This is a genomic window from Kordiimonas sp. UBA4487 (genome assembly GCF_002389025.1).
Taxonomy (GTDB): domain Bacteria; phylum Pseudomonadota; class Alphaproteobacteria; order Sphingomonadales; family Kordiimonadaceae; genus Kordiimonas; species Kordiimonas lacus.
In genome coordinates this window covers 553,825-578,798 of sequence record NZ_DGNR01000011.1, presented here as the reverse complement: position 1 = coordinate 578,798, position 24,974 = coordinate 553,825, and the positions used below count along the sequence as shown (strand labels likewise).

At 57.4% G+C, this 24,974-nt stretch carries 27 protein-coding genes; 10 read left to right on the top strand and 17 right to left on the bottom strand.

The annotated features are described in order from the left end of the window. The first annotated feature begins 28 nt into the window (after window positions 1-28). Window positions 29-538: a DUF2244 domain-containing protein gene (locus B3Z17_RS08275; RefSeq protein WP_286829371.1), complete on the top strand. Its 510-nt coding sequence runs from the start codon at window positions 29-31 to the stop codon at window positions 536-538. Here the strand turns inward: B3Z17_RS08275 and B3Z17_RS08270 are convergent, their stop codons facing one another. The 6 genes from B3Z17_RS08270 to B3Z17_RS08245 all read right to left on the bottom strand — a co-directional run bounded on the left by B3Z17_RS08270 (window position 539) and on the right by B3Z17_RS08245 (window position 8,044). Next, window positions 539-1,366 (bottom strand): S1 family peptidase, encoded by an 828-nt coding sequence (locus B3Z17_RS08270; RefSeq protein ID WP_286829370.1) that lies wholly within the window; start codon window positions 1,364-1,366, stop codon window positions 539-541. It abuts the gene before it with no gap. A 12-nt stretch (window positions 1,367-1,378) separates the two neighbouring features. Continuing rightward, window positions 1,379-1,792 (bottom strand): DUF350 domain-containing protein, encoded by a 414-nt coding sequence (locus B3Z17_RS08265; protein ID WP_068308757.1) that lies wholly within the window; start codon window positions 1,790-1,792, stop codon window positions 1,379-1,381. Window positions 1,793-1,813: 21 nt separating this feature from the next. Then, complete coding sequence (gene dapB, locus B3Z17_RS08260; RefSeq protein ID WP_068308755.1) at window positions 1,814-2,608, bottom strand: 4-hydroxy-tetrahydrodipicolinate reductase; 795 nt, start codon at window positions 2,606-2,608, stop codon at window positions 1,814-1,816. Between the two features lie 132 nt (window positions 2,609-2,740). Next, window positions 2,741-5,503: a TonB-dependent receptor gene (locus B3Z17_RS08255; protein ID WP_286829369.1), complete on the bottom strand. Its 2,763-nt coding sequence runs from the start codon at window positions 5,501-5,503 to the stop codon at window positions 2,741-2,743. Between the two features lie 191 nt (window positions 5,504-5,694). After that, window positions 5,695-6,780 (bottom strand): SO2930 family diheme c-type cytochrome, encoded by a 1,086-nt coding sequence (locus B3Z17_RS08250; RefSeq protein ID WP_414672766.1) that lies wholly within the window; start codon window positions 6,778-6,780, stop codon window positions 5,695-5,697. Window positions 6,781-6,784: 4 nt separating this feature from the next. Then, window positions 6,785-8,044 carry a parallel beta-helix domain-containing protein gene (locus B3Z17_RS08245; RefSeq protein WP_286829367.1) on the bottom strand — a complete coding sequence of 420 codons (1,260 nt, stop codon included), beginning with the start codon at window positions 8,042-8,044 and terminating at the stop codon, window positions 6,785-6,787. A 171-nt stretch (window positions 8,045-8,215) separates the two neighbouring features. Between B3Z17_RS08245 and B3Z17_RS08240 the strand changes: the two genes are divergently transcribed. Then, complete coding sequence (locus B3Z17_RS08240) at window positions 8,216-8,818, top strand: TetR/AcrR family transcriptional regulator (RefSeq protein ID WP_139167388.1); 603 nt, start codon at window positions 8,216-8,218, stop codon at window positions 8,816-8,818. 55 nt (window positions 8,819-8,873) lie between these two features. On the opposite strand, the gene dnaJ is transcribed toward B3Z17_RS08240, so the two are convergent. Together dnaJ and dnaK are read right to left on the bottom strand one after the other, a co-directional pair. Next, window positions 8,874-10,013: a molecular chaperone DnaJ gene (gene dnaJ / locus B3Z17_RS08235; RefSeq protein ID WP_286829366.1), complete on the bottom strand. Its 1,140-nt coding sequence runs from the start codon at window positions 10,011-10,013 to the stop codon at window positions 8,874-8,876. A gap of 99 nt (window positions 10,014-10,112) precedes the next feature. Continuing rightward, window positions 10,113-12,041 carry a molecular chaperone DnaK gene (gene dnaK / locus B3Z17_RS08230; RefSeq protein ID WP_286829365.1) on the bottom strand — a complete coding sequence of 643 codons (1,929 nt, stop codon included), beginning with the start codon at window positions 12,039-12,041 and terminating at the stop codon, window positions 10,113-10,115. 385 nt (window positions 12,042-12,426) lie between these two features. Between dnaK and lepB (B3Z17_RS08225) the strand changes: the two genes are divergently transcribed. Beyond that, window positions 12,427-13,197 (top strand): signal peptidase I, encoded by a 771-nt coding sequence (lepB, locus tag B3Z17_RS08225; RefSeq protein ID WP_286829364.1) that lies wholly within the window; start codon window positions 12,427-12,429, stop codon window positions 13,195-13,197. Window positions 13,198-13,222: 25 nt separating this feature from the next. Beyond that, the gene (gene lepB, locus B3Z17_RS08220) at window positions 13,223-13,888 is read left to right on the top strand and encodes a signal peptidase I (RefSeq protein ID WP_286829363.1); all 666 of its coding nucleotides are present in this window, start codon (window positions 13,223-13,225) and stop codon (window positions 13,886-13,888) included. Between the two features lie 44 nt (window positions 13,889-13,932). On the opposite strand, the gene B3Z17_RS08215 is transcribed toward lepB (B3Z17_RS08220), so the two are convergent. The 7 genes from B3Z17_RS08215 to B3Z17_RS08185 form a co-directional block, all read right to left on the bottom strand. Next, on the bottom strand, window positions 13,933-14,313 hold the full coding sequence (locus B3Z17_RS08215; RefSeq protein ID WP_286829362.1) for a VOC family protein: 381 nt from the start codon (window positions 14,311-14,313) through the stop codon (window positions 13,933-13,935). 92 nt (window positions 14,314-14,405) lie between these two features. Next, window positions 14,406-15,146, bottom strand: coding sequence for an SDR family NAD(P)-dependent oxidoreductase (locus B3Z17_RS08210; RefSeq protein ID WP_286829361.1), 741 nt, complete (start codon window positions 15,144-15,146; stop codon window positions 14,406-14,408). After that, on the bottom strand, window positions 15,143-15,814 hold the full coding sequence (gene dnaQ / locus B3Z17_RS08205; protein WP_286829360.1) for a DNA polymerase III subunit epsilon: 672 nt from the start codon (window positions 15,812-15,814) through the stop codon (window positions 15,143-15,145). Before dnaQ ends, B3Z17_RS08210 begins: the two co-directional genes overlap by 4 nt. Beyond that, complete coding sequence (gene coaE / locus B3Z17_RS08200; RefSeq protein WP_286829359.1) at window positions 15,811-16,416, bottom strand: dephospho-CoA kinase; 606 nt, start codon at window positions 16,414-16,416, stop codon at window positions 15,811-15,813. The genes dnaQ and coaE overlap by 4 nt, the downstream gene beginning before the upstream one ends. Then, window positions 16,413-17,264 (bottom strand): shikimate dehydrogenase, encoded by an 852-nt coding sequence (locus B3Z17_RS08195; RefSeq protein WP_286829358.1) that lies wholly within the window; start codon window positions 17,262-17,264, stop codon window positions 16,413-16,415. The genes coaE and B3Z17_RS08195 overlap by 4 nt, the downstream gene beginning before the upstream one ends. Then, the gene (locus B3Z17_RS08190) at window positions 17,261-17,854 is read right to left on the bottom strand and encodes a Maf family protein (RefSeq protein ID WP_286829357.1); all 594 of its coding nucleotides are present in this window, start codon (window positions 17,852-17,854) and stop codon (window positions 17,261-17,263) included. The genes B3Z17_RS08195 and B3Z17_RS08190 overlap by 4 nt, the downstream gene beginning before the upstream one ends. A gap of 12 nt (window positions 17,855-17,866) precedes the next feature. Continuing rightward, entirely contained in the window at window positions 17,867-18,763 is an 897-nt protein-coding gene (locus tag B3Z17_RS08185; RefSeq protein WP_082714756.1) for a pyruvate, water dikinase regulatory protein, read from the bottom strand. A 419-nt stretch (window positions 18,764-19,182) separates the two neighbouring features. On the opposite strand from B3Z17_RS08185, the gene hemE reads away from it, so the two are divergent. The 5 genes from hemE to B3Z17_RS08160 all read left to right on the top strand — a co-directional run bounded on the left by hemE (window position 19,183) and on the right by B3Z17_RS08160 (window position 23,282). Then, window positions 19,183-20,214, top strand: coding sequence for a uroporphyrinogen decarboxylase (gene hemE / locus B3Z17_RS08180; protein WP_286829356.1), 1,032 nt, complete (start codon window positions 19,183-19,185; stop codon window positions 20,212-20,214). A 32-nt stretch (window positions 20,215-20,246) separates the two neighbouring features. Then, complete coding sequence (locus B3Z17_RS08175) at window positions 20,247-20,690, top strand: CopD family protein (protein WP_175445638.1); 444 nt, start codon at window positions 20,247-20,249, stop codon at window positions 20,688-20,690. A gap of 216 nt (window positions 20,691-20,906) precedes the next feature. Further along, window positions 20,907-22,163, top strand: a complete 1,257-nt coding sequence (rho, locus tag B3Z17_RS08170; RefSeq protein WP_068308733.1) for a transcription termination factor Rho — start codon at window positions 20,907-20,909, stop codon at window positions 22,161-22,163. A gap of 88 nt (window positions 22,164-22,251) precedes the next feature. After that, window positions 22,252-22,803 (top strand): cysteine hydrolase family protein, encoded by a 552-nt coding sequence (locus B3Z17_RS08165; RefSeq protein WP_286829355.1) that lies wholly within the window; start codon window positions 22,252-22,254, stop codon window positions 22,801-22,803. Beyond that, a complete protein-coding gene (locus tag B3Z17_RS08160) occupies window positions 22,800-23,282 on the top strand; it encodes a GNAT family N-acetyltransferase (protein WP_286829354.1) in 483 nt (160 codons plus the stop codon). Before B3Z17_RS08165 ends, B3Z17_RS08160 begins: the two co-directional genes overlap by 4 nt. A 10-nt stretch (window positions 23,283-23,292) precedes the next feature. Here the strand turns inward: B3Z17_RS08160 and B3Z17_RS08155 are convergent, their stop codons facing one another. Next, window positions 23,293-23,604: a hypothetical protein gene (locus tag B3Z17_RS08155; protein ID WP_286829353.1), complete on the bottom strand. Its 312-nt coding sequence runs from the start codon at window positions 23,602-23,604 to the stop codon at window positions 23,293-23,295. 162 nt (window positions 23,605-23,766) lie between these two features. Here B3Z17_RS08155 and B3Z17_RS08150 point away from each other — a divergent pair, with 162 nt between their 5' ends. Continuing rightward, complete coding sequence (locus B3Z17_RS08150) at window positions 23,767-24,297, top strand: MerR family transcriptional regulator (protein WP_286829351.1); 531 nt, start codon at window positions 23,767-23,769, stop codon at window positions 24,295-24,297. Here the strand turns inward: B3Z17_RS08150 and B3Z17_RS08145 are convergent. Continuing rightward, the gene (locus tag B3Z17_RS08145) at window positions 24,253-24,966 is read right to left on the bottom strand and encodes an alpha/beta fold hydrolase (protein ID WP_286829350.1); all 714 of its coding nucleotides are present in this window, start codon (window positions 24,964-24,966) and stop codon (window positions 24,253-24,255) included. The genes B3Z17_RS08150 and B3Z17_RS08145 overlap by 45 nt on opposite strands. Between the last annotated feature and the right edge of the window lie 8 nt (window positions 24,967-24,974).

The window sequence follows — 24,974 nt, the reverse complement described above, 5'->3', positions numbered from 1 at the left end:
TGGTCCCATGAAAACGGGAAGCAATGACATGATCGCGCGCGGAGGTGCGGGCGAGACGGCTGCGTGCATGGGTGATGGCACCCAACTGTTGTTTGATGCCACGCTGTACCCGCACCGGTCCCTGAAGCCCCACCAGTTCCGCCGCCTGTTCTGGTTCCTGATCGCTGTGTGCCTGCTCGCGGGCCTGCGGTTCATCATGGTGGGCGCCTGGCCCGTTGTGATTTTCCTCGGGGTCGACCTTCTGGCCATCTGGCTGGCGTTTCATTTCAGTTATCGTTCGGCACGACTTTACGAGACACTGCAGCTATCGGAGAAAGACCTGATCCTGACCCGCGTGCATCCGGGCGGGCGGGTAGAAAGCTGGCGCTTTGACCCTTACTGGGTGAAGCTGGACCTCAAGACCATCGACGAAGACCGCAACCAGCTATCACTCGCGTCCCACGGTGAAACCCTGGTGTTCGGCACGTTCCTGACCCCCACCGACCGCCGCAAACTGAGGGCCGCGCTGATGCCAGAGTTAGCCCGGTTAAAAGGGTAATCACTCCACCTTGCAGTAGACCTGCGCGATGGAGCGGGAGGCCCTTAGGGCGTTGCCGGATTTGTCGAAATCCTGCGCGCGCAGGCCCGGGATGGTCTTGCCCTCATCACTGATCAGCCCGGCGTTCCTAAACACCTGTGGGTGGGTGGTATAGACCCGGCCCCGGCGCGGGGCGCCCGCGACAACGGTGCCAACCACATAACCCTGTTCATCAAAGACAGGCCCACCGGAGATGCCGCCAAGCGACCCGTCAAACAGCGGTCTGCGCTCGCGCTCCACCCAGGCGATCACGGCTTCGCGGGCATTGTAGCGCCCTTCCGAGCGCATGAAGGTGCGGCCAAAGACCGTGGCGCGCACGTCCGCCGGTTTGCCCTGCGGGAACCCCATCATAAAACCGTTGGTGCCGCGACCCGGGCTTGTGTCCGTCAGCGCAAACGGCTGGGCCCTGAGCGCGCGGGCGCGCAGCACGGCGAAATCACGGTGCGTGTCACTAACGGCGGACAGGACCGGCTCCAGCTGGCGCGGGCCAACCACCAGATACACCTGCTTGCAGCCATCCACCACATGGCGGGCGGTCACGAACGTACCCCGGCTGTCGACCGCAAAGGCCGTGCCCACACTGTTTTTTGCCTGTGGGTCCAGCGCAACGACCACATCGCCAAGCTCGGCACGCGGCAAGGGCGCGTCATCAGGTGTCAGGACCGCAGGCGGCTGATCGCCCGGCACCGGGCGGCGTGGGTTCTTGTCCTCCAGATCCACGTCCGCGTAGCGGGCGATGAAATAGAGGATCGCAATGATATAGAAAAGAAATTCGACCGTGCGGCGCATGCCGGCGCCCCCCTAGCCCGAAATGGCTGCCGAATTGATCGCGGCTGTCGCCAGCTTGAATGAGACCAGAAGGATCGCCGGGCCCATTTCGCCATTCTCAATCCGGTGCGACAGGCCCTTGAGGAACAGGTCCACCAGGCGGAAAGCCGCGAGCTGGAACAGGAGGGCAATCACGCCCCACACCACAATGTCCCAGACATTCATTGATGACGCCATCGAGAAGGCCACCGGCAGCGACAGGCCGACAATGGCACCGCCGAGCGTGGTGGCCGCCGCCACATTGCCTTCGCGGATCAGCTTCAGCTCATCATGGGGCGTGATGCGGGTATAGATGAAGATGCCGATAAGCAGCATCACAAGGCTGGTAGCCGAATGAATGACGAAGAACGGCAGGCCGTTCCAGAGTGAAACCAGCGCTTCTTCCATGATATCTCCCCCTAATTGACGCTACTTGAGGTCAAGCACGTCCGTCATTGAATAGCGGCCTGCGCCCTTGCCTGCAAGCCAAAGCGCCGCTTTCACGGCGCCCGCAGCAAAGAGACCGCGGTTTTCGGCCCGGTGACTGATGGTCAGGCGCTCGCTATCGCTTGCAAAGACAACATCATGTTCGCCAATCACGGCGCCGCCGCGCACTGCGGAGAAGCCAATGGTGCCTTCCTTCCGCTCGCCGGTGATGCCTTCGCGCGCCTTGGTGCGCAAATCGTCAAGCGGGTGGCCGCGGCCTTCCGCCGCCGCTTCACCGAGCATCAGGGCGGTGCCACTTGGCGCGTCCACCTTATGCCTGTGATGCATTTCAACCACTTCGATGTCCCAGTCGGTGCCCAGGCGCTTTGCGGCGTCACGCACCAGCGCCATCATCAGGTTGACCCCCAGCGAATAATTGCCCGCCTGCATGATCGGCACAGCCTCTGCCGCGCGGTCGAGCGCCGCGTGGTCGGCTGCCGTCATGCCGGTGGTGCCCACAACCAGCGCGGTTTCCGTCGAGCGCGCGAGCGCGGCGTGGGTGGCTGTCTGGCCAGGCGGGGTGAAATCGATCACCACATCGGCTTCATGGAAAACATGTTCGGCCGTGTCCGCAAGATGGACATTTGTGCCGGGAATGAGCTTACCAATATCCGGATGGGACGCAATTTCGGACCCCGCGGCAATGGTAATGCCTGCGGTTTTCAGGAATTCTTCCGTCAGCGCCTGCCCCATGCGGCCCATACAGCCCAAAATCCCGATCTGAATATTTTCCGCCATCTGCGTCTTCCCCAAAATTGGAAACCTGATCAATTGCTACCAGTCGGCGGGGAAAAAGAAAAGGCCGGGCAGAACCCGGCCATCTCTATTTTTTCTTGCGCAAGCGCTTAGAAAGCACTGCCCGCCAACGACTTAGAAGCGTTTTGTCAGGTCAATGCCCCACAGGCTTGGCGTCTCGCGTTCGGAAATCGGCGTGCCGAATGTCTCCGCCGTCACGCCCGTTGCACCGCCAAGATAGCGGTTGGCGAACAGGTTGGTGACAAAGAGCGAGATGCTCAGATCCTCATCCGCATTGGTCCAGCCCATACGCACATTGGTAAGATTCCGGGCCTTGCCGGTCTCCCAGCTGCCGTTGCCCCACACGATGGTGCCGCATGTGCCTTCAGACAGGCACTGGCCGTTCAGCCGTTCCTTGCTGGTGTAGCTGTGGTCCAGGTGCAGGTTGATGGAGCCGTTATCGCCGCCGAGGCCAAAGCTATAGTCACCGCCGAAGGAAACACGCGCTTTTGGTGCGCCGGTGGGCTCGCCCACCTCTGATATGCCGCAGTTTTCGGTGCAGGTGACATCCTGATAGCCGCCGTTGGCGAACAAGCGGAGGCCTGGCGCAGGCGCCCACAAGAGTTCAATATCCACACCCTTGCCTTCGGTGTCGGACGTTTCCGTGACATAGCGTGGCACAGACCCGCTTTCGAACGACGCCAGGCGAATCGCCTGCTTGTCGTTATATTTATATTTCCACACAGAGGCGTTGAACCGCACCCGGTCATCGAACCACTGGGACTTCAGGCCCACTTCAACGTTCCAGACGCTTTCGTTATCGAACTCGCTGTTGACTTCCTGGCTGTTGAAGCCGCCCGCCTTGTAGCCCCGCGCGTAGGAGGCATAGACCATGGCATCATCCGAGACGCGGTAATCCACCGCCACCCGGGGGCTGACATTGTTCCAGCTTTGGCTGCGTTCAAAATCACGACCCTCACACACCTGGGTGCTGGCGTCCGCGCAGATCGGCAGGTTGTAGACAATGTCGCCAGACCCGCCGACAACCGCCTGCAGGATCGCTTGGTGAATGTCCGCCAGGTTGCCGACACCCGGGATTTCAAGAAGGTCAGATCCCTCAATCTCCCGCGGGTCTGTGCGCCACAGCCAGCTTTTCTTGTCGTGGGTGTAACGGATACCCGCCGTCAGGTTCAGCCGGTCGGTCACGGCATAGGTGGCATCAGCAAAAGCGGCGAACGCCTTGAAGGTGCCTTCACCGTACATATGCTCGGTCCATAGGCGACCATCGAAGCTCTGGAGCGCCATATTGGATACATCCTCAAGCGACAGGCCCTCAAGCGGCGTGCCCACGGCCGACGGGTCCATACAGCCCAGCGGCACGGTTGTCAGGCCAACAAACGAGTTCATGGTATCGAGGAACAGGCTTTCACAGCCATTGATGCCGTCCAGCGGGTTGAAGCCGTTCGCCACCAGGATGCCCGGCGTGGCGCCGAGGTTATAAAGCGCGGTGTCGATCGAATTCATGGTGGCATTTACCACCGTGTTCTGCTTGGCGTTTTCCCAATAATAGCTACCGCCGATAGTCCAGGTCAGATCACCGCTTTGGCCGTTCAGCCGCAGTTCCTGATAGATATGCTCATTCTCTTCGATGTTGTTACTGTCGAAATAGAAATCCGGGTCCGCCGTGCCGTCTTCTTCCTCCAGGTTGTTGGAGGTGAAGCGCTTGAAGGCGGAAATGGACGTCAGCGTCGCCCAGTCGAAATCATGGGTGATGGTCAGCGTCACACCGTCCAGGTCACGGTTCTCTTCCCCGTTCCTCACGTCCGATGAGAATGGCCCATAAGGGTCAGCCCCGCCGATGGAGTTACCGTCCCGGAACACGGACCAGTCCCCGCTTGACGCAGGCACATAGCCCGCTGGCGTGAAGTTGGCATAGAAGGCCTGCAAAGGCACACCGCCTGTCAGCGCGGCAATCGGCAAGGCACCGAACTGCTCACGCGTCAGGCCGCCAAATGATGGTCCCAGCACCGCATGCAGGAAATCCACATGGCCCGGCATGTCATTGAGGGTTTCTGCCCCCGGTGCGAAATCCAGGCTGCCGTCAGAGACGCCCACCACAGGCTGGTCTTCATCCTGCTTGGTGTGGTCAAACTCGAACGCCAGATTAAGCGCCGTGCGGTCGCTTGGTTCCCACCGCACCTGCACCCGGCCGGTGACATTGTGTTCGCGACCATAATCGTCCCCCGTCAGCGCATCAGTGGCGTAGCCGTCCTGGTCATTGACCAGGAAGTTGGCGCGCATGGCTACCGTGTCCGTGAGCGGCGCATTGATCATGGCGTCAATCCGCTGCTTGTCAAAGCGGCCATAGCGCAGGTTCACGCGTGCGGAAAACTCATCCATGTCCGGTTTGTTGGTGATGATGGAAATTGCGCCGGCCGCCGTGTTGCGGCCAAAAAGAGTACCCTGCGGGCCCTTCAGCACCTCAACCCGCTCAAGGTCAGAGAAAAACACAATGCCGGCGCCCGAACGGGATGCATAGACCCCGTCCACGAACACGCCCACAGCCGGGTCGGTGCCCACGCCAAAATCACTGGTTTCAATACCGCGAATCTTGAAGCGTGGCTGGGTTACACCTGAGACTTCAAGGCCTGGTGTATAGGCCGTGATATCGCGGAGGTCTTCCGCCGCGACCGTCTCCAGGAAATTGCCGGAAAAGGCATTCAGCGCAATCGGCACATCCTGGGCCGATTGCTCACGCTTTTGCGCGGTTACGGTAATTTCCTCGAGTGTCAGCGTATTATCAGAAGTATCCTGGGCACTTACCGCCGGCGCGAGACTTAAACACGCGGCAATACTGACGCCCGACATCAGGGCGCTTGACAGTTTGGTCGTAGACATGGGCTTCCCCCCCTTATTTCTCTAACTGACCTGATCCGGCACCGCTAACCTCCTATCAAGGTTACTGGCATGGGTGCCTGACCGCTTTCATGAAACCGCCTCCCATCTCCCTGAGGCCGATCCCACAACACAAACAGCCTGCCATGCAATCCAGCATAGCAAGCTTCTCTACTCCGATACACATGTCGTTGTTACTCAATAGTTTTTATCCACTCCCTCAGAAGCTCCACCCCTTCAGTGTGAACGGTTGTCCGCCCGACCTCAGGCATCATCACGCCCGGATCGGTTGATTTAAGGCGGTGGATCAGGATCGATTGGTCCGGCTTGCCGGGATCGATATCAAACATGAAGCCGCCCGACCCGCGGCCTGCCGCCACCGGGCGCTTCAGATAGCCCCATGCTGTCTTGTTCTGCTCCCACCAGGTCAGGAACAGGCCTGATGTGGACCCCGGACCTTCGGCGCGGTGGCAGTGGGCGCAGTTGATATCCAGATAAGCCCGTGCGCGGGCCTCAAGGGGCGCTGCGGGATCATCATAGCGGGGCACGCTGGGGGCGTCTGCGGGCGCAGGCGCTCCGTCCAGCAAGCCATGGTTGGCCCAAAAGGCCAGCTGGTTTTCTGCCCCGCCGTCATAGTCATAAGTGAAATTCAGGTTCCGGGCTTTTGGCCCGATGGGCGAAAATTCATCCCCCATCACATGGCAGCCTTTGCACTGGTTGCGGTTCGGCACCACATATTGAATGTCACGCTGGTCGCCCGCTTCATCAACCCACGACACAGGCAGCACCTTGCCCGCCACCTTGAGGTCGGCGTCGGTCATATCGGCGTTCCAGACATAGGCCCAGGCAGCCCAGCCTTTGTCACCGCGGATCAGAAGCCGCGTCTCAATCAGGCGGATATTCTCTTCCGGCTCGCGGAAATCAGCCGGGTAGGCGAAGGTTTTGACCAAGACACTACCGACGGGAAAGACAAATGATTCGCGGTCATCATAGGCCGCGGCCTTGCCTTCCGGCACATAAACAAAGCGGTATTTGTGGGCGTAATCTGTGAACAGGGGCGTCGCCAGGTCATAAGGGTAAACCCCGTCGTTCGGCACCTGGGCAGCGCCATCCTTGAACAGATTATAGGCTGAAAGCTTGCGCGCAGGGCGCGGGGTCAGGAGCGCGGCATCATTGACTGCAGCGGTGGACGGAGGGGCCGCCACCGCCGGGGCACTGGTTACCCCCATCAGAAAAACCAGTGTCAGGAATACCAATAACAGAACACGCACCTGACCCATCCCCCTAGTTGTTTTCAGCCACGGCCACAGGTTTGTCCTGCGGCAACTCTACCGGCCCACGGAATTCATAGGAACCGGCATAATCTTCGATGTCCCGGTCCGGGTCAGCGCCCCAGGGCAGGATATGGTCCTTGACGAACTGCAGGTTGGCAAAGGTGGTGCCTTCCGGCTCATTGATCCTGACACTTTCCTCATCGTCAGGACCAAACAGGCCCGCCCAGAAGCCGTCAACGACACCGTCCCACACAATCTGCGGCACAGGCATACCAGTGCGCGGCGCGATCAGGTCTTTGACGGCGCCGTCCGGGTCCCAGCCAGCGCGACCATGCTTGTTATCATGCACATAGATGCGGCGTGGCAACGGGTTATAGGTTGGATCGTTATATTCACGCGGGTAGGCAACCAGGAGAATGTTGGCAGATGCATTTTCGCCGATCTCATTCTCAAACACCTCTACCTCGCGGTTGGCCATGATCATGATGCCGGAACCGCGCGGCACAGTGGCCACGATATTGCCCGGAGGGGCAAAGTTGGCGGTGTCGTTGCCCACGACCTTGTTCTGGTAGACCCGGACGCTGTGACCGCCCATCTGCGGCAGGTTCGGCAAGTCAAACACCAGGATGCCGCCCGTGTTGCGGGTGGCTGTGTTGCCGTAGACGTCAGCGCGGTAGCTGTTCTCGATCTCGATCCCGGCCACATTCAGTTCGGCGCGGTTGTTCCTGACAATGATGTCCTGGCTTTGACCCACATAGATGCCGGCATCCGATGCGCCTTTGACCACAGACCCCTCGATCAGCACGTTCTTCGATTCAACGGGATAGAGGCCGTATGCGCCATTTTCAGCGTTCGGCCCGCGGGTCCATTCAACCCGCACGTTACGGAAGGAAACCGTATCCACGCCCTTGGCTTTGATGCCGTCACCGGGTGTGTCTTCCACCGCGAGGTTTTCGATCGATACCCGGTCAGACGTGATCAACAGACCTTCCGACCCGGCGATCTGGTTCTTGAAAGTGAGGATCGTCTTGTCCATCCCGGCGCCGCGCACCGTAATGTCCGGCACGTCCAGTGAAAGCGCGGCGGAAAAGGAAAACGTGCCTTCCGGTAGTTCGATAGTGGTGCCCGGTTCAGCCAGGATCAGCGCTTCCTGCAGCGCCTCCTGAATATCAGTGCCGGCATCAATCCGGACAATCGCGTCTTCCGCAAGGGCAGCCGGTGCCACCACAAGAATAAGAAGCCCCATAAGAGCATGTTTGAAACTGGTCATCGCTTCCCCCTTTTCCATCGGCTTCCCCTCCAATGGAATCCATTAATTCCTGCGTGCCACAGTGCAGAAGCTTTGGTCTTTCGTCAAGAAAAAGTGAAAGTGTTTCATTTTTTTTGGAACTGGACTAGTATCCCTCGCGGGGGTTAAAAGCGCCTGAAAAGGGAGCACCGCGTGCCGTCAACGACCGTTCAGAAACCCATGCAGGCGAGGGCCAAAGCCCGCCGGGACATGATTATTGCCCGCACGGAAGATATCCTGGCTCGGGACGGCATCGAGGCTATCACCACGACCGCAGTCGCGCGCGAGGCAGGTATCCCGGTTGGGTCTATCTACCGCTATTTCAAAGACAGGAATGATATCATCGGGCTTCTCCATCAGGTGGCCTATGATGACGTGGTCGGCACGGTAGCGAACGCCCTTGAACAGATGGAGCCCGGCCAGGGCTTTCGCAAAACCCACGAACAGCTGATCCGTGTTTTCTGGCGTGCGGCCCGCAGCCACCCCACATTCCGCGACCTGACCCGATGGGCCAACGCGCACAACAGCTTGTGGGATGTGACACCGGGGCCGGAAAGTCATCTGGATGAGCTTGTCCGGCAGACATTGGCGGTTGCCGGCGTTCAACTGCCGGAAGGCCGCGAGCAGGTCATGCTGCGTACGGCGGTCACCACGCTTTCCGTCCTGATCGACCAGGCCTTGGAGGAAGATGACGACGCCGAGGCCGACGCCCTGATCGACGAGATCACCACCCTGCTGGACCGCTATTTCGAATAAAAAAGCCGTCCCCGATCTGGAGACGGCTTTCCTGAATTTTGTTTGAGCCCTGACCCTATTCGGTCAGGTCGTCCCATAGGTCCTTGACCTTGGAGAAGAACCCTTCGGACCGCGGCGAGATTTTATCGCCGCCCTCTTTGGCAAATTCTTCCAGAAGCTCGCGCTGCTTCTTGTTGAGGTTGGTGGGTGTTTCCACATTCATCTCAACAATCATGTCGCCCACAAAGCCGCCGTTCAGCTCTGGCATGCCCTTGCCCTTGAGGCGGAACTGCCGGCCTGACTGCGTCCCCTCAGGGATTTTGATCCGCGCGCGCTTGCCTTCAATGGTCGGCACCTCGATGTCGCCGCCAAGGGTGGCTTTGGTCATCGGGATCGGCACCTGGCAATAGAGCATGTCGCCGTCACGTTTGAACAGCGCATGAGGCTTGATGGTCAGGAAAATATAGAGATCACCCGCCGGGCCGCCACGGCTGCCCGCCTCGCCTTCGCCCGCCAGGCGAATGCGCGTGCCTTCTTCAACCCCTTTCGGGATCTTGACCTGCAGGGTCTTTTCTTTCCTTACCCGGCCCGCGCCAGAGCAGCTCTTGCACGGGTTGGTAATGATCGACCCATTGCCCTGACACCTTGGGCAGGTGCGTTCCACCATGAAGAAGCCTTGGCTGGCGCGCACCTTGCCAGCGCCGCCGCAGGTGTCACACACTTCAGGCTTCGAGCCGGGCTCAGCGCCAGACCCACCGCATGGCTCACACGCCACAGACGTGGGCACGCGGATCTTGTCTTCCTTGCCGCGGAAAGCATCCTCGAGCGTGATTTCCATGTTGAATCGCAGGTCACTGCCGCGCCCTGGGCCGCCGCCACCGCGCCGCCGGCGGCCACCGCCGCCCATGAAATCACCGAAGAATTCTTCGAACACGTCAGAGAAATCGAAGCCGCCCGCATGATGGCCGCCGCCGGGGCCGCCCATGCCGCCCTCGAATGCTGCATGACCGTACCGGTCATAGGCCGCGCGCTTTTCAGGGTCCTTCAGGACCTCATAGGCTTCACCGATTTCCTTGAATTTCTTTTCTGCTTCCGCGTCGCCCGGATTGCGGTCCGGGTGATACTGCATGGCAGCCTTGCGGAAAGCGCTTTTCAGCGCTTTTTCGTCGACGTCTTTCGAGACGCCGAGTAGCTCGTAATAATCTGCTTTAGACATAGGCGGTTCTCCGCTTTTGTCGCCGCGCCCCTAAACTCAGACGCCGCCTCCAGACATCCAGAGGCGGCGCGAGCATTGGTATGGCGTCAGGCGGCCACCTTATTTCTTGTCGTTTTCGTCGACTTCTTCGAAGTCCACATCCACCACATCGTCGTCGGCTTCCTTGGCCGCCTTGTCAGCAGCTTCAACCTCGGACTCGTCGCCGGCCGCGGCAGCTTCTTCCTGGCTTGCTTTGTAGATCTGCTCGCCAAGTTTCATGGTGGCCTGTGCCAGTGCTTCGGTTTTCGCCTTGATGTCGTCAACGTCTTCGCCTTCAAGCGCGGTCTTCAGGCTCGCAACCGCATCTTCAATGGCTTTCTTATCGTCGTCGGACACCTTGTCCTTGTGCTCGTCGAGGTTTTTCTCAGCCGAGTGAACAAGCGCTTCGCCCTGGTTCTTGGCTTCAACAAGCTCTTTCCGCTTCTTGTCCGCGTCGGCGTTGGCCTCTGCGTCCTTGACCATCTGCTCAATGTCCTCGTCAGAGAGACCACCGGAAGCCTGGATGCGGATTTGCTGCTCCTTGCCTGTGCCCTTGTCTTTTGCGGACACATTCACGATACCGTTGGCGTCGATATCGAAGGCAACCTCAATCTGCGGCACACCGCGTGGGGCTGGCGGGATACCCACCAGGTCGAACTGGCCCAGCAGTTTGTTGTCTGCAGCCATTTCGCGCTCGCCCTGGAAGACACGGATGGTTACGGCACCTTGGTTGTCTTCCGCGGTCGAGAAGACCTGCGCCTTCTTCGTTGGGATCGTGGTGTTGCGCTCGATCAGGCGGGTGAACACGCCGCCCAGCGTTTCAATACCCAGCGACAGCGGGGTTACGTCCAGAAGCAGAACGTCTTTCACGTCACCCTGCAGAACGCCAGCCTGGATCGCGGCACCCATGGCCACAACCTCATCCGGGTTCACACCCTTGTGTGGCTCGCGGCCAAAGAACTCTTTCACCACTTCCTGGATTTTCGGCATCCGGGTTTGACCGCCAACCAGAACCACGTCGTCGATCTCGCCTGCATTGAGGCCCGCATCCTTCAGGGCTTTCTTGCAAGGCTCGAGCGTGCGCTTGATCAGATCCTCAACGAGGGTCTCAAGCTTGGCGCGCGTCAGTTTGATCTGAAGGTGTTTCGGGCCAGATGCGTCAGCCGTGATGAACGGCAGGTTCACTTCAGTCTGGGTTGAGGAGGAAAGCTCGATCTTGGCTTTCTCTGCCGCTTCCTTCAGACGCTGCAGTGCCATCTTGTCCTGACGGAGGTCGATGGTGTTTTCCTTCTTGAACTCGTCCGCGAGATAATCAACCAGACGCATGTCGAAGTCTTCACCGCCCAGGAACGTGTCACCGTTCGTGGACTTCACTTCAAAGACACCGTCGCCGATCTCGAGAACGGACACGTCGAAGGTACCGCCACCAAGGTCGAACACAGCAATCGTGTGGCCGTCTTCTTTTTCAAGACCGTACGCAAGGGCCGCAGCCGTTGGCTCGTTGATGATGCGCAGCACTTCAAGGCCCGCGATCTTGCCGGCGTCTTTCGTTGCCTGGCGCTGGGCGTCGTTGAAGTATGCAGGCACTGTGATCACGGCCTGGTCAACATTTTCACCAAGATAGCTCTCGGCGGTTTCCTTCATTTTCTGAAGGATCATCGCAGACACCTGGCTTGGGGAGTATTTCTCGCCCTTGGCTTCTACCCACGCATCGCCGCTGTCTGCTTTGATGATATTGTAGGGAACCATGTCGATGTCTTTTTTGGTGGTTGGATCATCGAACGTACGACCGATCAGGCGCTTGATGGCGAACAGCGTGTCTGTCGGGTTCGTCACGGCCTGGCGTTTTGCAGCCTGGCCAACAAGGCGTTCGCCATCGTCAGTAAAACCAACGATAGACGGCGTCGTGCGCGCGCCTTCAGAGTTTTCGATTACTTTAGGTTTGGACCCGTCCATGATGGATACGCAGGAGTTTGTCGTACCCAGGTCAATACCGATTACTTTACCCATTTTTTTACCTCTTCCCGTTGCAAGCCGACTGCTTGGGCCCATCCGGCACCCTATCACAGCCTCTTAGGGTTCGTGTTATTTGATCAAATTGCTGGCCAGCCAAAACATCCGGCAGGCAGCAGGTTTCAGTGGCTATATAAGGTGCGCAGCCACCCCCCGCAAGGGCAGTGGCCAAGAAATTTTGTAAGTTTTTTCCTGACCAAAAGCCTTTAAAGACGATGGACTTGCCTGTATGTGAGCAGGCAGTCTTCCCTGTCGCCCGCAATCAAACATTGAAAATGGGGGGCAGGCGGCTAAACTCGCGCCTGAATTAAGTCGTGTTGGCGTGAGCGGAAACACTTGGACCATAACAACAGAATCCACGACGGATCGGGGCGGGGCCTGCATGAACGATAAAGCCAATATGGCACAGCAACAGCCGGAAAAGCATGAGGCCATGGTGCTTCTGAAGGATCTGGTTGTCATTGTTGTCTTCTTCTTGATTTTCACCACCTTCGGATGGTCCAGCTTCCATATCCCATCGGGCAGCATGGAACCGACGCTTGAGGTCGGTGACCGCATCTTCGTCTCGAAGCTGAGCTACGGATATAACCGCTATTCAGTGCCGTTCGACCCAGGCATTGTCCCGGAAGGCCGCCTGTTCGATGACGCGCCGGACCGCGGAGATGTGGTGGTTTTCACGCTGCCCTACAAAGGCAGCAACGATTTCATCAAACGCGTGATCGGCCTGCCGGGCGACACTGTCCAGATTACCCGCGGGCGCCTGTTCATCAATGGCGAGATGGCGCCGCGCACTTTTATCCGCGATGTGAATTATACCGATTATCAAGGCATTGACCGGCGCGCCCGCGAATATGTCGAAGAACTGCCGAACGGCGTAAAACACCGGATTTACGAACGCCATGACGACGGCGCGCCCCGCGTTGACAATACCAAGCTGTTTGTGGTGCCCGAAGGCCATTATTTCATGATGGGTGACAATAGGGACGGCAGCGCCGACAGCCGGTATCTGGATGACATGGGTTTTGTGGCGCACAAATATCTGGTGGGCCGCGCGCAGATCACCACCTTCAGCCTGTATGACTGTGACCAGGGCAAGGACGTCTTCTGCCCCATCGGCATCCCGCTCGGCCGCTTCTTCAATGTGATTGATTAGCAATTCATTTCTTGTTGGGGGCGAGATGAAGAAAAACTGGTTGGCAATTGCTGGCGGCATCTTGTTCGTAGGGGTCGTCGCGTACTTATACAGCTTCAGTCATTTCCATGTCCCAGCTGGATCGATGGTGCCCACTTTGCAAGTTGGCGACCGGTTTCTTTCCAAGAAACACATCGATCCCGGCGATATTGACCATGGCGATATCGTTGTCTTCATCGCGCCACACAAAGGTTCGTTCACTTTCGTCAAGCGGGTGATAGGCTTACCGGGCGATACCGTACAGATCAAAAGGGGACGGTTGTTCATCAACGGTACGATCGTCCCGCGCGCCTTCGTTCAAGATCTGGCCTATACAGATTACCAAGGGACGGCACGCCGCGTGAAAGAGTATGAAGAAACCCTGCCCAACGGCCGCGTCCACCGCATATACGAACGTCATGACAATGGCCCAGCAATGCAGGACAACACCAAACTGTTTGTCGTACCGGAAGGCCAATATTTCATGTTGGGGGACAACCGCGACGCCAGCGCCGACAGTCGCTATATGTATGACCTGGGGTTCATCAAGGGCGAATGGATTGTTGGCAAAGCCTTCATGACAACTTTCAGCCTGTATGCCTGCCACGAGGATAATGGCCCCGAATGCCCGGGCGGGTCAGCCGACAGCCGCTCTCTCATAGACTTGAATTAGCTGATTGGGGCCAGCCCATAGGCACGCCCCAATCATGAAAGCCTTTACGCAACCCTGTGCAGCGCGCAGATTTTGTTGCCCGATGGGTCGCGCAGGTAAGCCAGATACAGCTTGATGCCGCCGCCTTCGCGAATGCCCGGCGGGTCTTCAATCGCCTTACCGCCCGCGGCCAGTCCGGCTTTATGCCAAGCATCGACCATTTCAGGGCTGGAGGCCGCGAAGCCCAGCGTGGTGCCATTGCCGTGCGTGGCCGGTTCGCCGTCGATCGGCTTTGTCAGCATGAAAAGGCCTGATTTTTCGGCATACATGCAGCGGCCCTTTGGGTCCATCCGCCCGGGGCGGTGCCCCAGAACTTCCAAGGTCGCATCATAGAATTTCTTGCTTTCGGCCACATCATTGGCCCCAACCATCACATGGCTGAACATAGGCTCATCCCTTTCCCTGAATGATAATTCGTTGGTTCAGGAGTGAGGTAAGCCCAAATGGCCCGCGGTCAACCCATTGGTGGCCATCGATATCATGCGTTGCCGCCACCATCGATCAGCATGGCGGTGCCCGTGACCTGGGCGGCCACGTCTGATGCCAGATAAAGGATCATTGCCGCCACTTCGCCCGCTTCTGTCAGGCGGCCGGTCGGTACGTCCGCTTTCCACGCTTGAAGCGCTTCCTGGTGCGTCATGCCCTGGTCGGCGGCTTCCTTCTCCAGCATCGGGGTGACCACATCGCCCGGGCATACGGCATTCACCGTGATGCCGTCAGCGGCATGGTCGCGTGCCATGGCTTTTGTCAAAAGCACAAGCCCACCTTTGCTGGCACAGTAGGCGGCGGCCTTTTCACCGCCGCTAAGTCCCCAGTCAGACGCCACATTGATGATGCGGCCTTTGGTGTTCCTCAGATGCGGCACCGCCGCGCGGCTCAGGTAGAAGGGCACATCCAGATTGACCGTCATGGTCTGGCGCCAGATGGTATCGGTGGTGTCTTCAGCCGTGGTGCGGGAGATGATGCCCGCATTGTTCACCAGAACATCAAGCCGCCCGAATTTCTGCACTGCATGGTCAATCAGCTCAGCGCACACATCGGGGCCTGTGAGGTCCTGCACGATGGGGGTGATGCGGTCGGGGGCATGGGCCACCACAGCTTGCAGTCTTTCTGCATTCCGCCCAACAGCCAACACATTATAGCCCGCGTCCGCAAAGGCTTTCGCTGTCGCGTCGCCAATGCCGCTGCTGGCGCCGGTTATCAGAGCGACCCTGGTCATGCGTTCCAGATGGGATCGTTCAGTTTGGTGATAAATTCGGCGTGGCGCGCGCGCTCTTCATCCGATACCGGGAAGCTGCGCCGCTCGCGGGCTTTCTTTTCCCGCACCACCGCACCGCCGGCGTCGACGGCCAGGTCAAGGCCTGCCTGCCTGCCGCCCAGCAGTTCGATATAAACGTCCGCCAGGATTTCGGCGTCCAAGAGGGCGCCGTGGAGGGTTCGGTGGGTGTTCGACACGCCAAAGCGCTTGCAGAGCGCATCCAAGCTGTTGGCCGCACCCGGAAATTTGGTGCGTGCTATGGCAAGCGTATCAATGAAGCGCTTGGGGTGGATGATCGGACGGCCTGCGTTCTCAAGTTCCCAGTTGATGAAGCGCATATCGAACTCGGCATTGTGTGCCACCAGCACACTGTCCGTGCCGACATATTCGAGGAAATCATCCATGATGTCGGAAAACACGGGCTTGTCGCGCAGGAAGTCGGTGGTGATGCCGTGGATTTTCACGGCGCCCTCGGGCACATCGCGCTCAGGGTTCACATATTGGTGGTAATGTTCGCCGGTGAGGGACTTGTCCACCATTTCCACGAGGCCGATCTCGATCAACCGGTCACCTGTCATCGGGTCAAACCCTGTGGTCTCCGTATCGAAAATCAGTTCGCGTTTGCTCATGTTGCTTCCCCCAATTCTTTGACGATGGCCTCAACCTGCCTGAAGGCATGGTCCAGCCCGAAATTACTTTCTACCACATAATCTGCCCGCGCCCGTTTGTCATCATCTGGCACTTGGGCTTTCAGTATCTGGTTGAATTTCTCTTCCGTCATACCGTCGCGCGCCAGCACCCGTTCGCGCTGGATTTCAGGCGGGGCTGAAACCACCACAACCTTGTCGCAGGCCTTTTCGCCGCCCGTTTCAAAAAGCAGGGGAATATCGAGAACCACCATCTTGGCGCCTTCATCCTCGGCCTTGTTGAAAAAGTCGATGCGTTCCTCGGCCACCATCGGATGCATGATGGCCTCCAGCTTTTTCTTGGCGTCGGGATCAGCGAACACAATTTTGCCAAGGGCATCCCGGTCCAGCGCGCCATCCTTCACCACACCAGGGAAAGCCTCCTCGATGGGTCCAAGCGCCCGGCCACCCGGCGCCTGCAGCTGGCGGACGGTCGCATCGGCATCAAACACCGGCACGCCCAGACGCGCGAACATTTTCGTGGTTTCCGACTTGCCCATGCCGATCGACCCTGTCAGGCCGATGATCATTGGATTGTTGCTCATTTGAACTGGCCCTCCAGCTCGGTCCGCAAGGTGTCGTCATAATCAACGTCAACACCAAACCAGATCTTGAAGGCTGCGGCCGCCTGATAAACCAGCATGCCAAGGCCCGTCACTACCCGAAGGCCGCGGGCTTCCGCGTCCTGAAGAAGCGGCGTCATCAACGGCTGATAGACGATGTCATAAACAACCGTGTCTTTCATGGCTTTCGAGAGGTCCATCTCCAGCGCCGGCTGGCCTTTCATGCCCAGAACGGTGGTGTTGACGATCAGCCCGGCAGCAGCCACGGCGTCCGCCCGGTCGTCCCAGTCCACCACGGTCATGCGGCCACGGCCAATCTCATTCGCGATGGCTTCGGCTTTCGCCCGCGTCCGGTTGGTGATCATCGCCAGGGGTACTTCTTCCATCAGAAGGCCGAGCGCGGCAGCCCGCGCAGCCCCTCCCGCGCCCAAAATCAGAACAGGCTTGTCCTTGGGCCACCCCGGCACGCTTTTTTTCAGGTTGGTCACCAGGCCAATGCCGTCGGTGTTGAAGCCTGTCATGGTGCCGTCATCGGCAATCTTGACCGTATTCACGGCCCCCATCTGGCGCGCGAGCGGTGCGACCTTGTCAAGGAACGGCATGATGGCTTCCTTGTGCGGCACGGTGACGTTAAAGCCGGCATAGCCTTCGGCCTTAAACTGGGCCAGTGCGGTCTCTATCGCTTCGGGGCCAACGGCGATCTTGTCGTAGCTGCCGTCAATGCCCGCCGCCTGCATCCAGTGGTTATGGATAGTGGGCGACAGGGAATGGGAAATCGGCCAGCCGATCACGGCTGCTTTTTTTGGCCCGGTTTTCTGATCTTCTGTCATAGCGGCATCATGCCTCTGCGGCGCAGGAAATCAAGAAGTGCGAAGAGCGGCAGGCCAAGGACAGTGAAATGGTCGCCTTCCACTTTGGTAAAAAGCTGGGCGCCCCGACCTTCTATCTGATAGGCACCGACGCTCCAGAGAGCGGCGTCGCCAATGGCGTCCAGATAGCCTTCGATAAAGGCGTCACTCAGGGGCCTGACCGATAATTTGACGGTATCGACCGTACGCCAGATCGGCTGACCGCCTTCGTAAACAACGGCGGCAGACAAAAGCTGATGGCTTTTCCCGGACAGCGCCTTCAGGGTTTCAGCGGCCTCCTCACGCGTATCTGCCTTTGAGAAGATCTTGCCGTCACACACCAATATCTGGTCTGCACCCATCACCATATCTTCCGGCCGCCGCATGGCAACGGCCCGCGCCTTCAGGTCAGCCAGCGCATCAGCGATATCGCGGGGCGGCGCGCCGTCTGCCACCAACGCGGTCTTGACTGCGTCCTCGTCAACCCGCGCCGGGTCAACCTCAAACGCGACGCCTGCATTTGTCAGCATGTCCGCCCGGGTCTGGCTGCCGGACGCCAATATGAAAGCCATGGTGCGGGGGTCCTATTCCGGTGTTTTACCGTTTTGGGCATCCAGCCACTGGTGGTAACGGTTCAGGATCGCCGCCGCCGTTTCCTCGATCGACCGGCGCGTCACATCGATGGTGGCCCAGCCGCGCTGGGCGCAGTATTTACGGCATTCCTTGATCTCATCCTGGATGTGCGACATGTCGGTATAGTCGCCTTCCGTTTCTTCATTGATAGACCTCAACCGGTTGGTGCGAATGGCCACAAGGCGCTCGGCGCTTGTGGTCAGCCCGATAACGAACTTGTTCCTGATCTCATCCAGCTCCGGCGGCATTGGGCATCCAGGCACGAACGGCACATTGATGGTTTTGTAGCCCTTGTTCGCCAGATAGATGCTGGTTGGCGTTTTCGACGAGCGCGACACACCCACCAGCACGATATCCGCCTGCGGCATGTCCTGCACCAGGACCCCGTCATCATGGGCCATGGTGAACTGAAGCGCGTCGATGCGCTCAAAATAATGAGCGTCCAGCTTGTGTTGTTTGCCGGGCTTGTGCGACGCCTGCACCCCGAAGTAGGACCCGAGGAGGTTGATCACCGGATCGAGGATCGAGAGCACCGGCAGGTTTGCCTTCATGCATTCTGTCTCGAGCGCCTCGCGGATTTGTGGGTTCACCAGCGTATACATAATAAGTCCCGGCTGCTCGCGGATATCTTCCATCAGCCGGTTCATCTGCATGGCGGACCTGACAAGCGGCCAGTAGTGCTTTTTCACCTCAACGCCTTCAAACTGCACCAGCGCGGCCTGCACGATGGCCTCGAGCGTTTCACCCGTCGAGTCCGATACAAGATGCAGGTGGAAATCCTTCGCTGACCCTTTTCGCTTGACGCCAACTGGAGAGACTGGGCTTTTCGGTGGCTCTGGAAGACTCATGGGAATATCCTGTGGATAACTTGTTGGCGGATCGGTTGATAACAAGGCTAGGCCACTTGCCCCCAATTTGGAAAGCACTTGTTAGAACTTCTATTAAATCTATCCACGGTCAATTGTAAGAGAGGAAAACTGATGATCGGGGGCACCATATTTTGCGGTTATCCCCGTTATCCACAAATTATATAGCGCCCGGAATGGCTGTCATTTTTCTGTAAAATGCCGGTAATCCATAAGTTTATGCACATTTTGCGGGGCGAATTGCCGCGCCCACCTTGTATGTGCACAAGATTGTGGATAAATGCTTTTCCACATGATTCACAGGCATAAACTACAACTACAAGATTCTATATATAATTATTATTAAGTAGTAAGAGGGCGTCAGGCCGAATGAACGGCGCCCGAACTTTAAGGACCAGCGCATGACCAAACTTCTTCTAGAGACTCTCAAGGGAAACCCAGGTGACCGGGTGCCTTTTTGGTTCATGCGTCAGGCAGGACGATATCTGCCCGAATATCTTGAGGTTCGAGCAACGACAAACAGTTTCATGGAGTTCTGCTACAGTCCAGACAAGGCAGCCGAAGTGACCCTACAACCCATCAGGCGTTACGGCATGGACGGCGCGATCCTGTTTGCTGACATCCTGGTGGCGCCAGACGGGTTGGGGCAAAAAGTCTGGTTTGAGAAAGGCCATGGTCCCAAGCTGGAACCTGTCAATGATGAGGCCAGCTATGCCAAACTTTCCATGGGTGCCTTCCACGACAAGGTGGGCAATGTCTATGAGACCGTGCGCCGGCTGAAAGCTGAATTGCCTGCAGTAGTGACCTTGCTTGGGTTCGCGGGCGCGCCCTGGACGGTGGCCACCTACATGATCGCAGGCCAGGGCAGCAAGGATCATGCAGCTGCGCGCCAACTGGGCTACGGCAATCCGGAGCTGTTCGGCAAGATCATGGATATGCTGGTGGACGCCACCAGCGAATATCTGATCGCCCAGATCGATGCGGGCGCCGATGCCGTACAGATTTTCGACAGCTGGTCGGCCGCTATCCCGGAAACCATGTTCCAGCGTTGGGTGATTGAACCCACCAAGGAAATCGTTTCCCGCATTCGTGCCAAACATGCTGAAACACCCATCATTGGTTTCCCGCGGCTCGCGGGTGCGGCCCTTCCAACCTTTGTGGATGCTGTGGGCGTGGACTGTGTGGGTCTTGATACCGGTGTACCGCTGGATTGGGCCGCCAAGGAAATTCAGCCGAAAGTGTGCGTGCAGGGCAATATGGACCCACACCTGGTGGTATCGGGCGGTGATTTGATGGTGTCCGAGGCCAACCGTATCCTGGAGCAGTTGAGGGGCGGCGCCCATATCTTCAACCTGGGCCACGGTTTCGTACCTGAAACACCGCCGGAGAATGTGGCGCTGCTCTCAGACACCATCAAAGCTTTCCGGCGCTAATTCGGAAAACAAGGGGGAATGACATGGCAGACATGATCGGTTTTTTGGGCGGTTCTTACCTGTGGGTGAAGGCTGCGCACATTATTTTCGTCATTTTCTGGATGGCCGGCATGTTCATGCTGCCGCGCTATTTCGCCTACCACAGTGAATGCGAGGCGGGGTCGGATGAGGACGCCAAATGGATCGACCGTGAGAAGCGCCTGATGCGCATCATCATCAACCCGGCCATGACCATCGCCTGGATTCTGGGGCTCATGCTGGTGGTCAATATTGGCTTTGATGCCGGCCTGTGGCTGCATATCAAGCTTCTGCTTGTTTTCATCCTGTCCGGCTTTCACGGGGCCTTGTCGAAATACCGTAAGGAATTCGCCCGGGGTGAGCGCAAGCGTGACGGAAAATTCTACCGCAAGATCAACGAGATACCGGCAGTTTTCATCATTGCCATTGTGCTACTGGCGGTGCCCAAGGCCTTCTAGCAGTTAGTTGCGGCTGCAACAGACTTGACAGAGGGGATGAAAATGATAGCTTGGGCGCTGATCCGGCACGCCTGTATCTCGCGCGCCGTCCAACGTATTTCCCAATCATTGCCAGAATTATCATGTATTCAAAGGCAATCGATCTATCCTTTTCGGGCCTTCTGGCCCCAATAATTCTGGACAAAAACCATTCCTAATAACAATTCGGACGATCCCATGCATCTTCAGGATCTCAAAAGCAAAACCCCAGCAGATCTCCTTTCGCTTGCAGAAGAGGTTGGTGTTGAAAACGCCAGCAGCATGCGCAAACAGGACATGATGTTCGCTATCCTCAAGCATCTTGCAGACGACGATATCGAAATCATGGGCGGCGGTGTCATCGAAATTCTCTCTGACGGTTTCGGTTTCCTGCGCAGCCCTGAGGCAAACTATCTGCCAGGCCCCGACGATATTTACGTGAGCCCAAGCCAGATCCGGCGCTTTGCGCTTCGGACCGGCGATACGGTTGAAGGCCAGATACGCGCGCCCAAGGACGGCGAGCGCTATTTCGCCCTTCTCAAGGTTTCAAAGATCAATTTTGATGAGCCTGAGAAAACCAAGCACAAGGTTCACTTCGACAACCTGACGCCGCTTTACCCGGATTCCAAGCTGAAGCTGGACCCGGACAATCCGACCGTGAAGGACAAGTCCCCGCGGGTGATTGACCTGGTGTCGCCAATCGGTAAAGGCCAGCGGGCGCTGATCGTGGCGCCGCCACGGACCGGTAAAACCGTTCTGTTGCAGAATATCGCCAAATCCATCACCGCCAACCATCCCGAGTGTTTCGTGATAGTGCTTCTGATCGACGAACGCCCTGAGGAGGTGACAGACATGCAGCGCAGTGTGAATGGCGAGGTTGTTTCCTCGACCTTTGACGAACCTGCAAGCCGTCACGTCCAGGTGGCTGAGATGGTGATCGAGAAAGCCAAGCGCCTTGTGGAGCACGGCAAGGATGTTGTGATCCTTCTCGACAGTATCACCCGTCTGGCCCGCGCCTACAACACTGTGGTGCCGTCTTCCGGTAAGGTTCTCACAGGTGGTGTGGATGCCAACGCGCTGCAGCGTCCGAAGCGTTTCTTCGGTGCCGCGCGGAACATTGAGGAAGGCGGGTCGCTTTCCATCATCGCAACCGCACTGATTGAAACCGGCAGCCGCATGGACGAAGTGATCTTTGAGGAATTCAAAGGCACGGGCAACAGCGAGATTGTTCTCGACCGCAAGGTTGCAGACAAGCGTGTGTTCCCAGCGATCGATATCCTCAAGTCCGGTACCCGGAAAGAAGAGCTTCTTGTCGATCCGGCAACGCTGTCGAAAATGTGGGTCCTCAGGCGTATCCTTACGCCAATGGGCACCGTGGACGCGATGGAGTTCCTGCTTGGTAAACTCAAGGACAGCAAGAACAACGAGGAATTCTTCACCAGTATGAACAACTAGGTGGTAGAAATTCTTTGAGTGTCAAATAAGCTAAGGGCTTGCAAACGCAGGCCCTTTTTGCTTTCTGGGAGTGAGGATGGGGGCAATCATGACCAACACAGCGCTGATCATCATCGATACGCAGATCGCGATAGACGACCCCAAGTGGGGTGTGCGCAATAATGTGAATGCCGAAGCCAATATGGCGCGGCTGCTGGATGCCTGGCGCACCCGTGGTGGTGATATCATCCATATAAGGCACGACAGCGTCTGTGAAGGCTCGCCATACACGCCAGGTACTCCCGGGCACGCCTTCAAGCCTCAGGTGGCCCCTCAGGGCGCTGAAGCTGTCATTGGCAAGACAACCAACAATGCCTTTGTCGGGACCGGGCTTGAAAAGCACCTGCGCGCGCGGGATATCCAAAGTCTGGTCATTGCTGGTGTTTTGACCCAGCATTCGGTGGATACCACAGCCAGGATGGCGGCAAGCCTTGGGTTTGAGGTTACGGTGGTGTCAGACGCCACAGCGGCGACAGAGGTGATGGACGGGCGCGGCATGACGTGGCTGGCGGCGGACGTGCATGCGCTGACGCTCGCACACCTGGCGGCCGATTATGCGACAGTGAAAACGACAGACGAGATATTGGGCGAGATTTTATGATCAGCATCAAAGCCTATGAGGCCTACCACAAGGACGGCGTCCGCGACCTGATCCTGCCAATCCAGCGCGAAGAATTCGGTATCGACATCAGCTATGATGACCAGCCGGACCTGCATGACATTGATGGCTTTTACCAGAAAGGCAAGGGCGGCTTCTGGGTGGCGCTCGACGGCCATGCGGTGATTGGCTCGATCGCGCTGATCGATATTGGCGCGGGCCAGGTGGCGCTCAGGAAAATGTTCGTGGCCCAGGCCTACAGGGGCCGGACCTACGGTGTGGCGCAGAAGCTTCTGGATTTTGTGATTGAGGAAGCGCGCGGTACGGGCGTCACGGATATCTATCTCGGGACAACAGCGGCCTTCCTCGCAGCCCACCGGTTTTATGAGAAGAACGGGTTTGACCTGGTGGATGAACACGACTTACCGGAAAGCTTCCCGCGCATGGCTGTGGACACCCGCTTCTACCGGATGACGCTTTAACGGTATTACATTATCCGTCAAAGACACCCATCTTTGGAAACACTACAATTTGAGTGTTTTTGATAGCGGAGTTTTGCCAATGTAGAGGGACTAGGTTTTCTGGCTCTGTTGTTCCTCCTTTCGGCAAAGGCACTAAACAACAAACACGCCATCCAAACTCGCTGTTCTTCCCTTCATCTAGATATCTGATGGTATTTCCAGAAATATCTTCTCGAAAAATATTGGGGTCATGGCCTTCAATAACTCTGGCCTTTTGCCAAACCTCGATCTTCATTTTCTCAACAATGCCACGAAGCATATGATCACCGGGGTCCTCAAACATTCCATACTCCTAATTTAGGTAGATAGTCCTTTTTCTATTTTTGAATGGTAACACAAGATATTGTGTCAAAATTAGAGCAATATACGAAATCATGAACTAGTATTGCTTAAGTAATTAATATATATTTAGAAAAAATATAGAGTTAAGAATTGGACTATTTTTATGGTCAATCACTCAGAATATTATGACATTAGGCAAGCTGCAGATTACTGCGGATATGATACTACCTACATGGTGGATTATCTGTGCAAGGAAGGCTTAGTAGAGCCATCAACGCAGAATGGTCGGGTAAGGGGGAGAGGCAGAAAAAGGCTTTTCACCTTTCAGGATCTTCTTTTACTGAGGCTCTATCGGAAATTGTTAGACGCAGGTGTTTCGGTCAAGAAATTGAAACAGGCTCTGCGAGACTCTGAAGAACTAAGCCGTATGGAGGTTACTCGTCGCAGCATCAAAATTGGTCAGAAGGAAGTCCATAGGTTTTACGCTGATAGTGAGAATGTCTATATTCGAGCGGAGAATGAGCAGGTCATTCAGGCGGGTACCGGTGGACAGATGGTTTTCTCGTTTATGGTAAGCCTCACAGACATTCATGCTGAATTGTCAGACAGGACCAAGAGAGCTCCTTTCTATCGAAGAAAGAAGAATAGTTCAGAATTCTATCGTACATGGCATGCTGATAGTAAAGCAAGCTGAAGACATAATAGTCGCCAAATCCCCCGGCGCCTCCAAGGGGATCATGTGGCCGGTGCCAGCCATACGGTGCAGGGTGATGTGGTTTGATTTTGCCGCGAGCTTTTCTATCGCACCGATGGGCACCAGTTGGTCGTCTTCGGCCATGATGAAGGTGATGGGCATCTCAAGCGCCAGAAGGTCATCCGCGATGTTTTTCCTGTCGATGGGCGCAATCAGTTGACGGATCAGAACATCCTGGCCCAGGTCTTTTTCCATCTGCAGGATCGTGCTGGTGATGGCTTCATCATCCAGATGGTCCGCATTCACAAATTGGGCGAGGCGGGTTTTTGACATGCCCTTGTAGGTGAGGCGTGTGAGCATCTCCGCGTTGCGGATCCGCAAGGCTTTTTCCGTGTCCGTCAAGCCGTAAGGCGAGGCCGCGATGATGGTCAGGCTTTCAACCTTCTCTGGCGCCTTCAGCGCCGCCATGATCGCCAGATAGCCGCCAAGCGAGAATCCCACCAGATGGCAGGGCGTGTCCGGCATCACTGCATCACACATGTCGTCCATGGTCTCTGCCGCCGTATAGTCACAGTGGCGGGCCTCCACACCAGGCAGATGGGTGAGCACCGGTTCCCACAGCCGGGCGTCGCACATGGTGCCGGGGATCAGGTACAAGGGCGCTGTCATACCGTGGC

What these genes read in the sequence shown, in the direction of transcription:
- B3Z17_RS08275 (WP_286829371.1), top strand. Translation starts at nt 29, where the DNA reads ATGATCGCGCGCGGAGGTGCGGGCGAGACGGCTGCGTGCATGGGTGAT.
- B3Z17_RS08270 (WP_286829370.1), bottom strand. Translation starts at nt 1,366, where the DNA reads ATGCGCCGCACGGTCGAATTTCTTTTCTATATCATTGCGATCCTCTAT.
- B3Z17_RS08265 (WP_068308757.1), bottom strand. Translation starts at nt 1,792, where the DNA reads ATGGAAGAAGCGCTGGTTTCACTCTGGAACGGCCTGCCGTTCTTCGTC.
- dapB (WP_068308755.1), bottom strand. Translation starts at nt 2,608, where the DNA reads ATGGCGGAAAATATTCAGATCGGGATTTTGGGCTGTATGGGCCGCATG.
- B3Z17_RS08255 (WP_286829369.1), bottom strand. Translation starts at nt 5,503, where the DNA reads ATGTCTACGACCAAACTGTCAAGCGCCCTGATGTCGGGCGTCAGTATT.
- B3Z17_RS08250 (WP_414672766.1), bottom strand. Translation starts at nt 6,780, where the DNA reads ATGGGTCAGGTGCGTGTTCTGTTATTGGTATTCCTGACACTGGTTTTT.
- B3Z17_RS08245 (WP_286829367.1), bottom strand. Translation starts at nt 8,044, where the DNA reads ATGACCAGTTTCAAACATGCTCTTATGGGGCTTCTTATTCTTGTGGTG.
- dnaJ (WP_286829366.1), bottom strand. Translation starts at nt 10,013, where the DNA reads ATGTCTAAAGCAGATTATTACGAGCTACTCGGCGTCTCGAAAGACGTC.
- dnaK (WP_286829365.1), bottom strand. Translation starts at nt 12,041, where the DNA reads ATGGGTAAAGTAATCGGTATTGACCTGGGTACGACAAACTCCTGCGTA.
- lepB (WP_286829364.1), top strand. Translation starts at nt 12,427, where the DNA reads ATGAACGATAAAGCCAATATGGCACAGCAACAGCCGGAAAAGCATGAG.
- lepB (WP_286829363.1), top strand. Translation starts at nt 13,223, where the DNA reads ATGAAGAAAAACTGGTTGGCAATTGCTGGCGGCATCTTGTTCGTAGGG.
- B3Z17_RS08215 (WP_286829362.1), bottom strand. Translation starts at nt 14,313, where the DNA reads ATGTTCAGCCATGTGATGGTTGGGGCCAATGATGTGGCCGAAAGCAAG.
- B3Z17_RS08210 (WP_286829361.1), bottom strand. Translation starts at nt 15,146, where the DNA reads ATGACCAGGGTCGCTCTGATAACCGGCGCCAGCAGCGGCATTGGCGAC.
- dnaQ (WP_286829360.1), bottom strand. Translation starts at nt 15,814, where the DNA reads ATGAGCAAACGCGAACTGATTTTCGATACGGAGACCACAGGGTTTGAC.
- coaE (WP_286829359.1), bottom strand. Translation starts at nt 16,416, where the DNA reads ATGAGCAACAATCCAATGATCATCGGCCTGACAGGGTCGATCGGCATG.
- B3Z17_RS08195 (WP_286829358.1), bottom strand. Translation starts at nt 17,264, where the DNA reads ATGACAGAAGATCAGAAAACCGGGCCAAAAAAAGCAGCCGTGATCGGC.
- B3Z17_RS08190 (WP_286829357.1), bottom strand. Translation starts at nt 17,854, where the DNA reads ATGGCTTTCATATTGGCGTCCGGCAGCCAGACCCGGGCGGACATGCTG.
- B3Z17_RS08185 (WP_082714756.1), bottom strand. Translation starts at nt 18,763, where the DNA reads ATGAGTCTTCCAGAGCCACCGAAAAGCCCAGTCTCTCCAGTTGGCGTC.
- hemE (WP_286829356.1), top strand. Translation starts at nt 19,183, where the DNA reads ATGACCAAACTTCTTCTAGAGACTCTCAAGGGAAACCCAGGTGACCGG.
- B3Z17_RS08175 (WP_175445638.1), top strand. Translation starts at nt 20,247, where the DNA reads ATGATCGGTTTTTTGGGCGGTTCTTACCTGTGGGTGAAGGCTGCGCAC.
- rho (WP_068308733.1), top strand. Translation starts at nt 20,907, where the DNA reads ATGCATCTTCAGGATCTCAAAAGCAAAACCCCAGCAGATCTCCTTTCG.
- B3Z17_RS08165 (WP_286829355.1), top strand. Translation starts at nt 22,252, where the DNA reads ATGACCAACACAGCGCTGATCATCATCGATACGCAGATCGCGATAGAC.
- B3Z17_RS08160 (WP_286829354.1), top strand. Translation starts at nt 22,800, where the DNA reads ATGATCAGCATCAAAGCCTATGAGGCCTACCACAAGGACGGCGTCCGC.
- B3Z17_RS08155 (WP_286829353.1), bottom strand. Translation starts at nt 23,604, where the DNA reads ATGTTTGAGGACCCCGGTGATCATATGCTTCGTGGCATTGTTGAGAAA.
- B3Z17_RS08150 (WP_286829351.1), top strand. Translation starts at nt 23,767, where the DNA reads ATGGTCAATCACTCAGAATATTATGACATTAGGCAAGCTGCAGATTAC.
- B3Z17_RS08145 (WP_286829350.1), bottom strand. Translation starts at nt 24,966, where the DNA reads ATGACAGCGCCCTTGTACCTGATCCCCGGCACCATGTGCGACGCCCGG.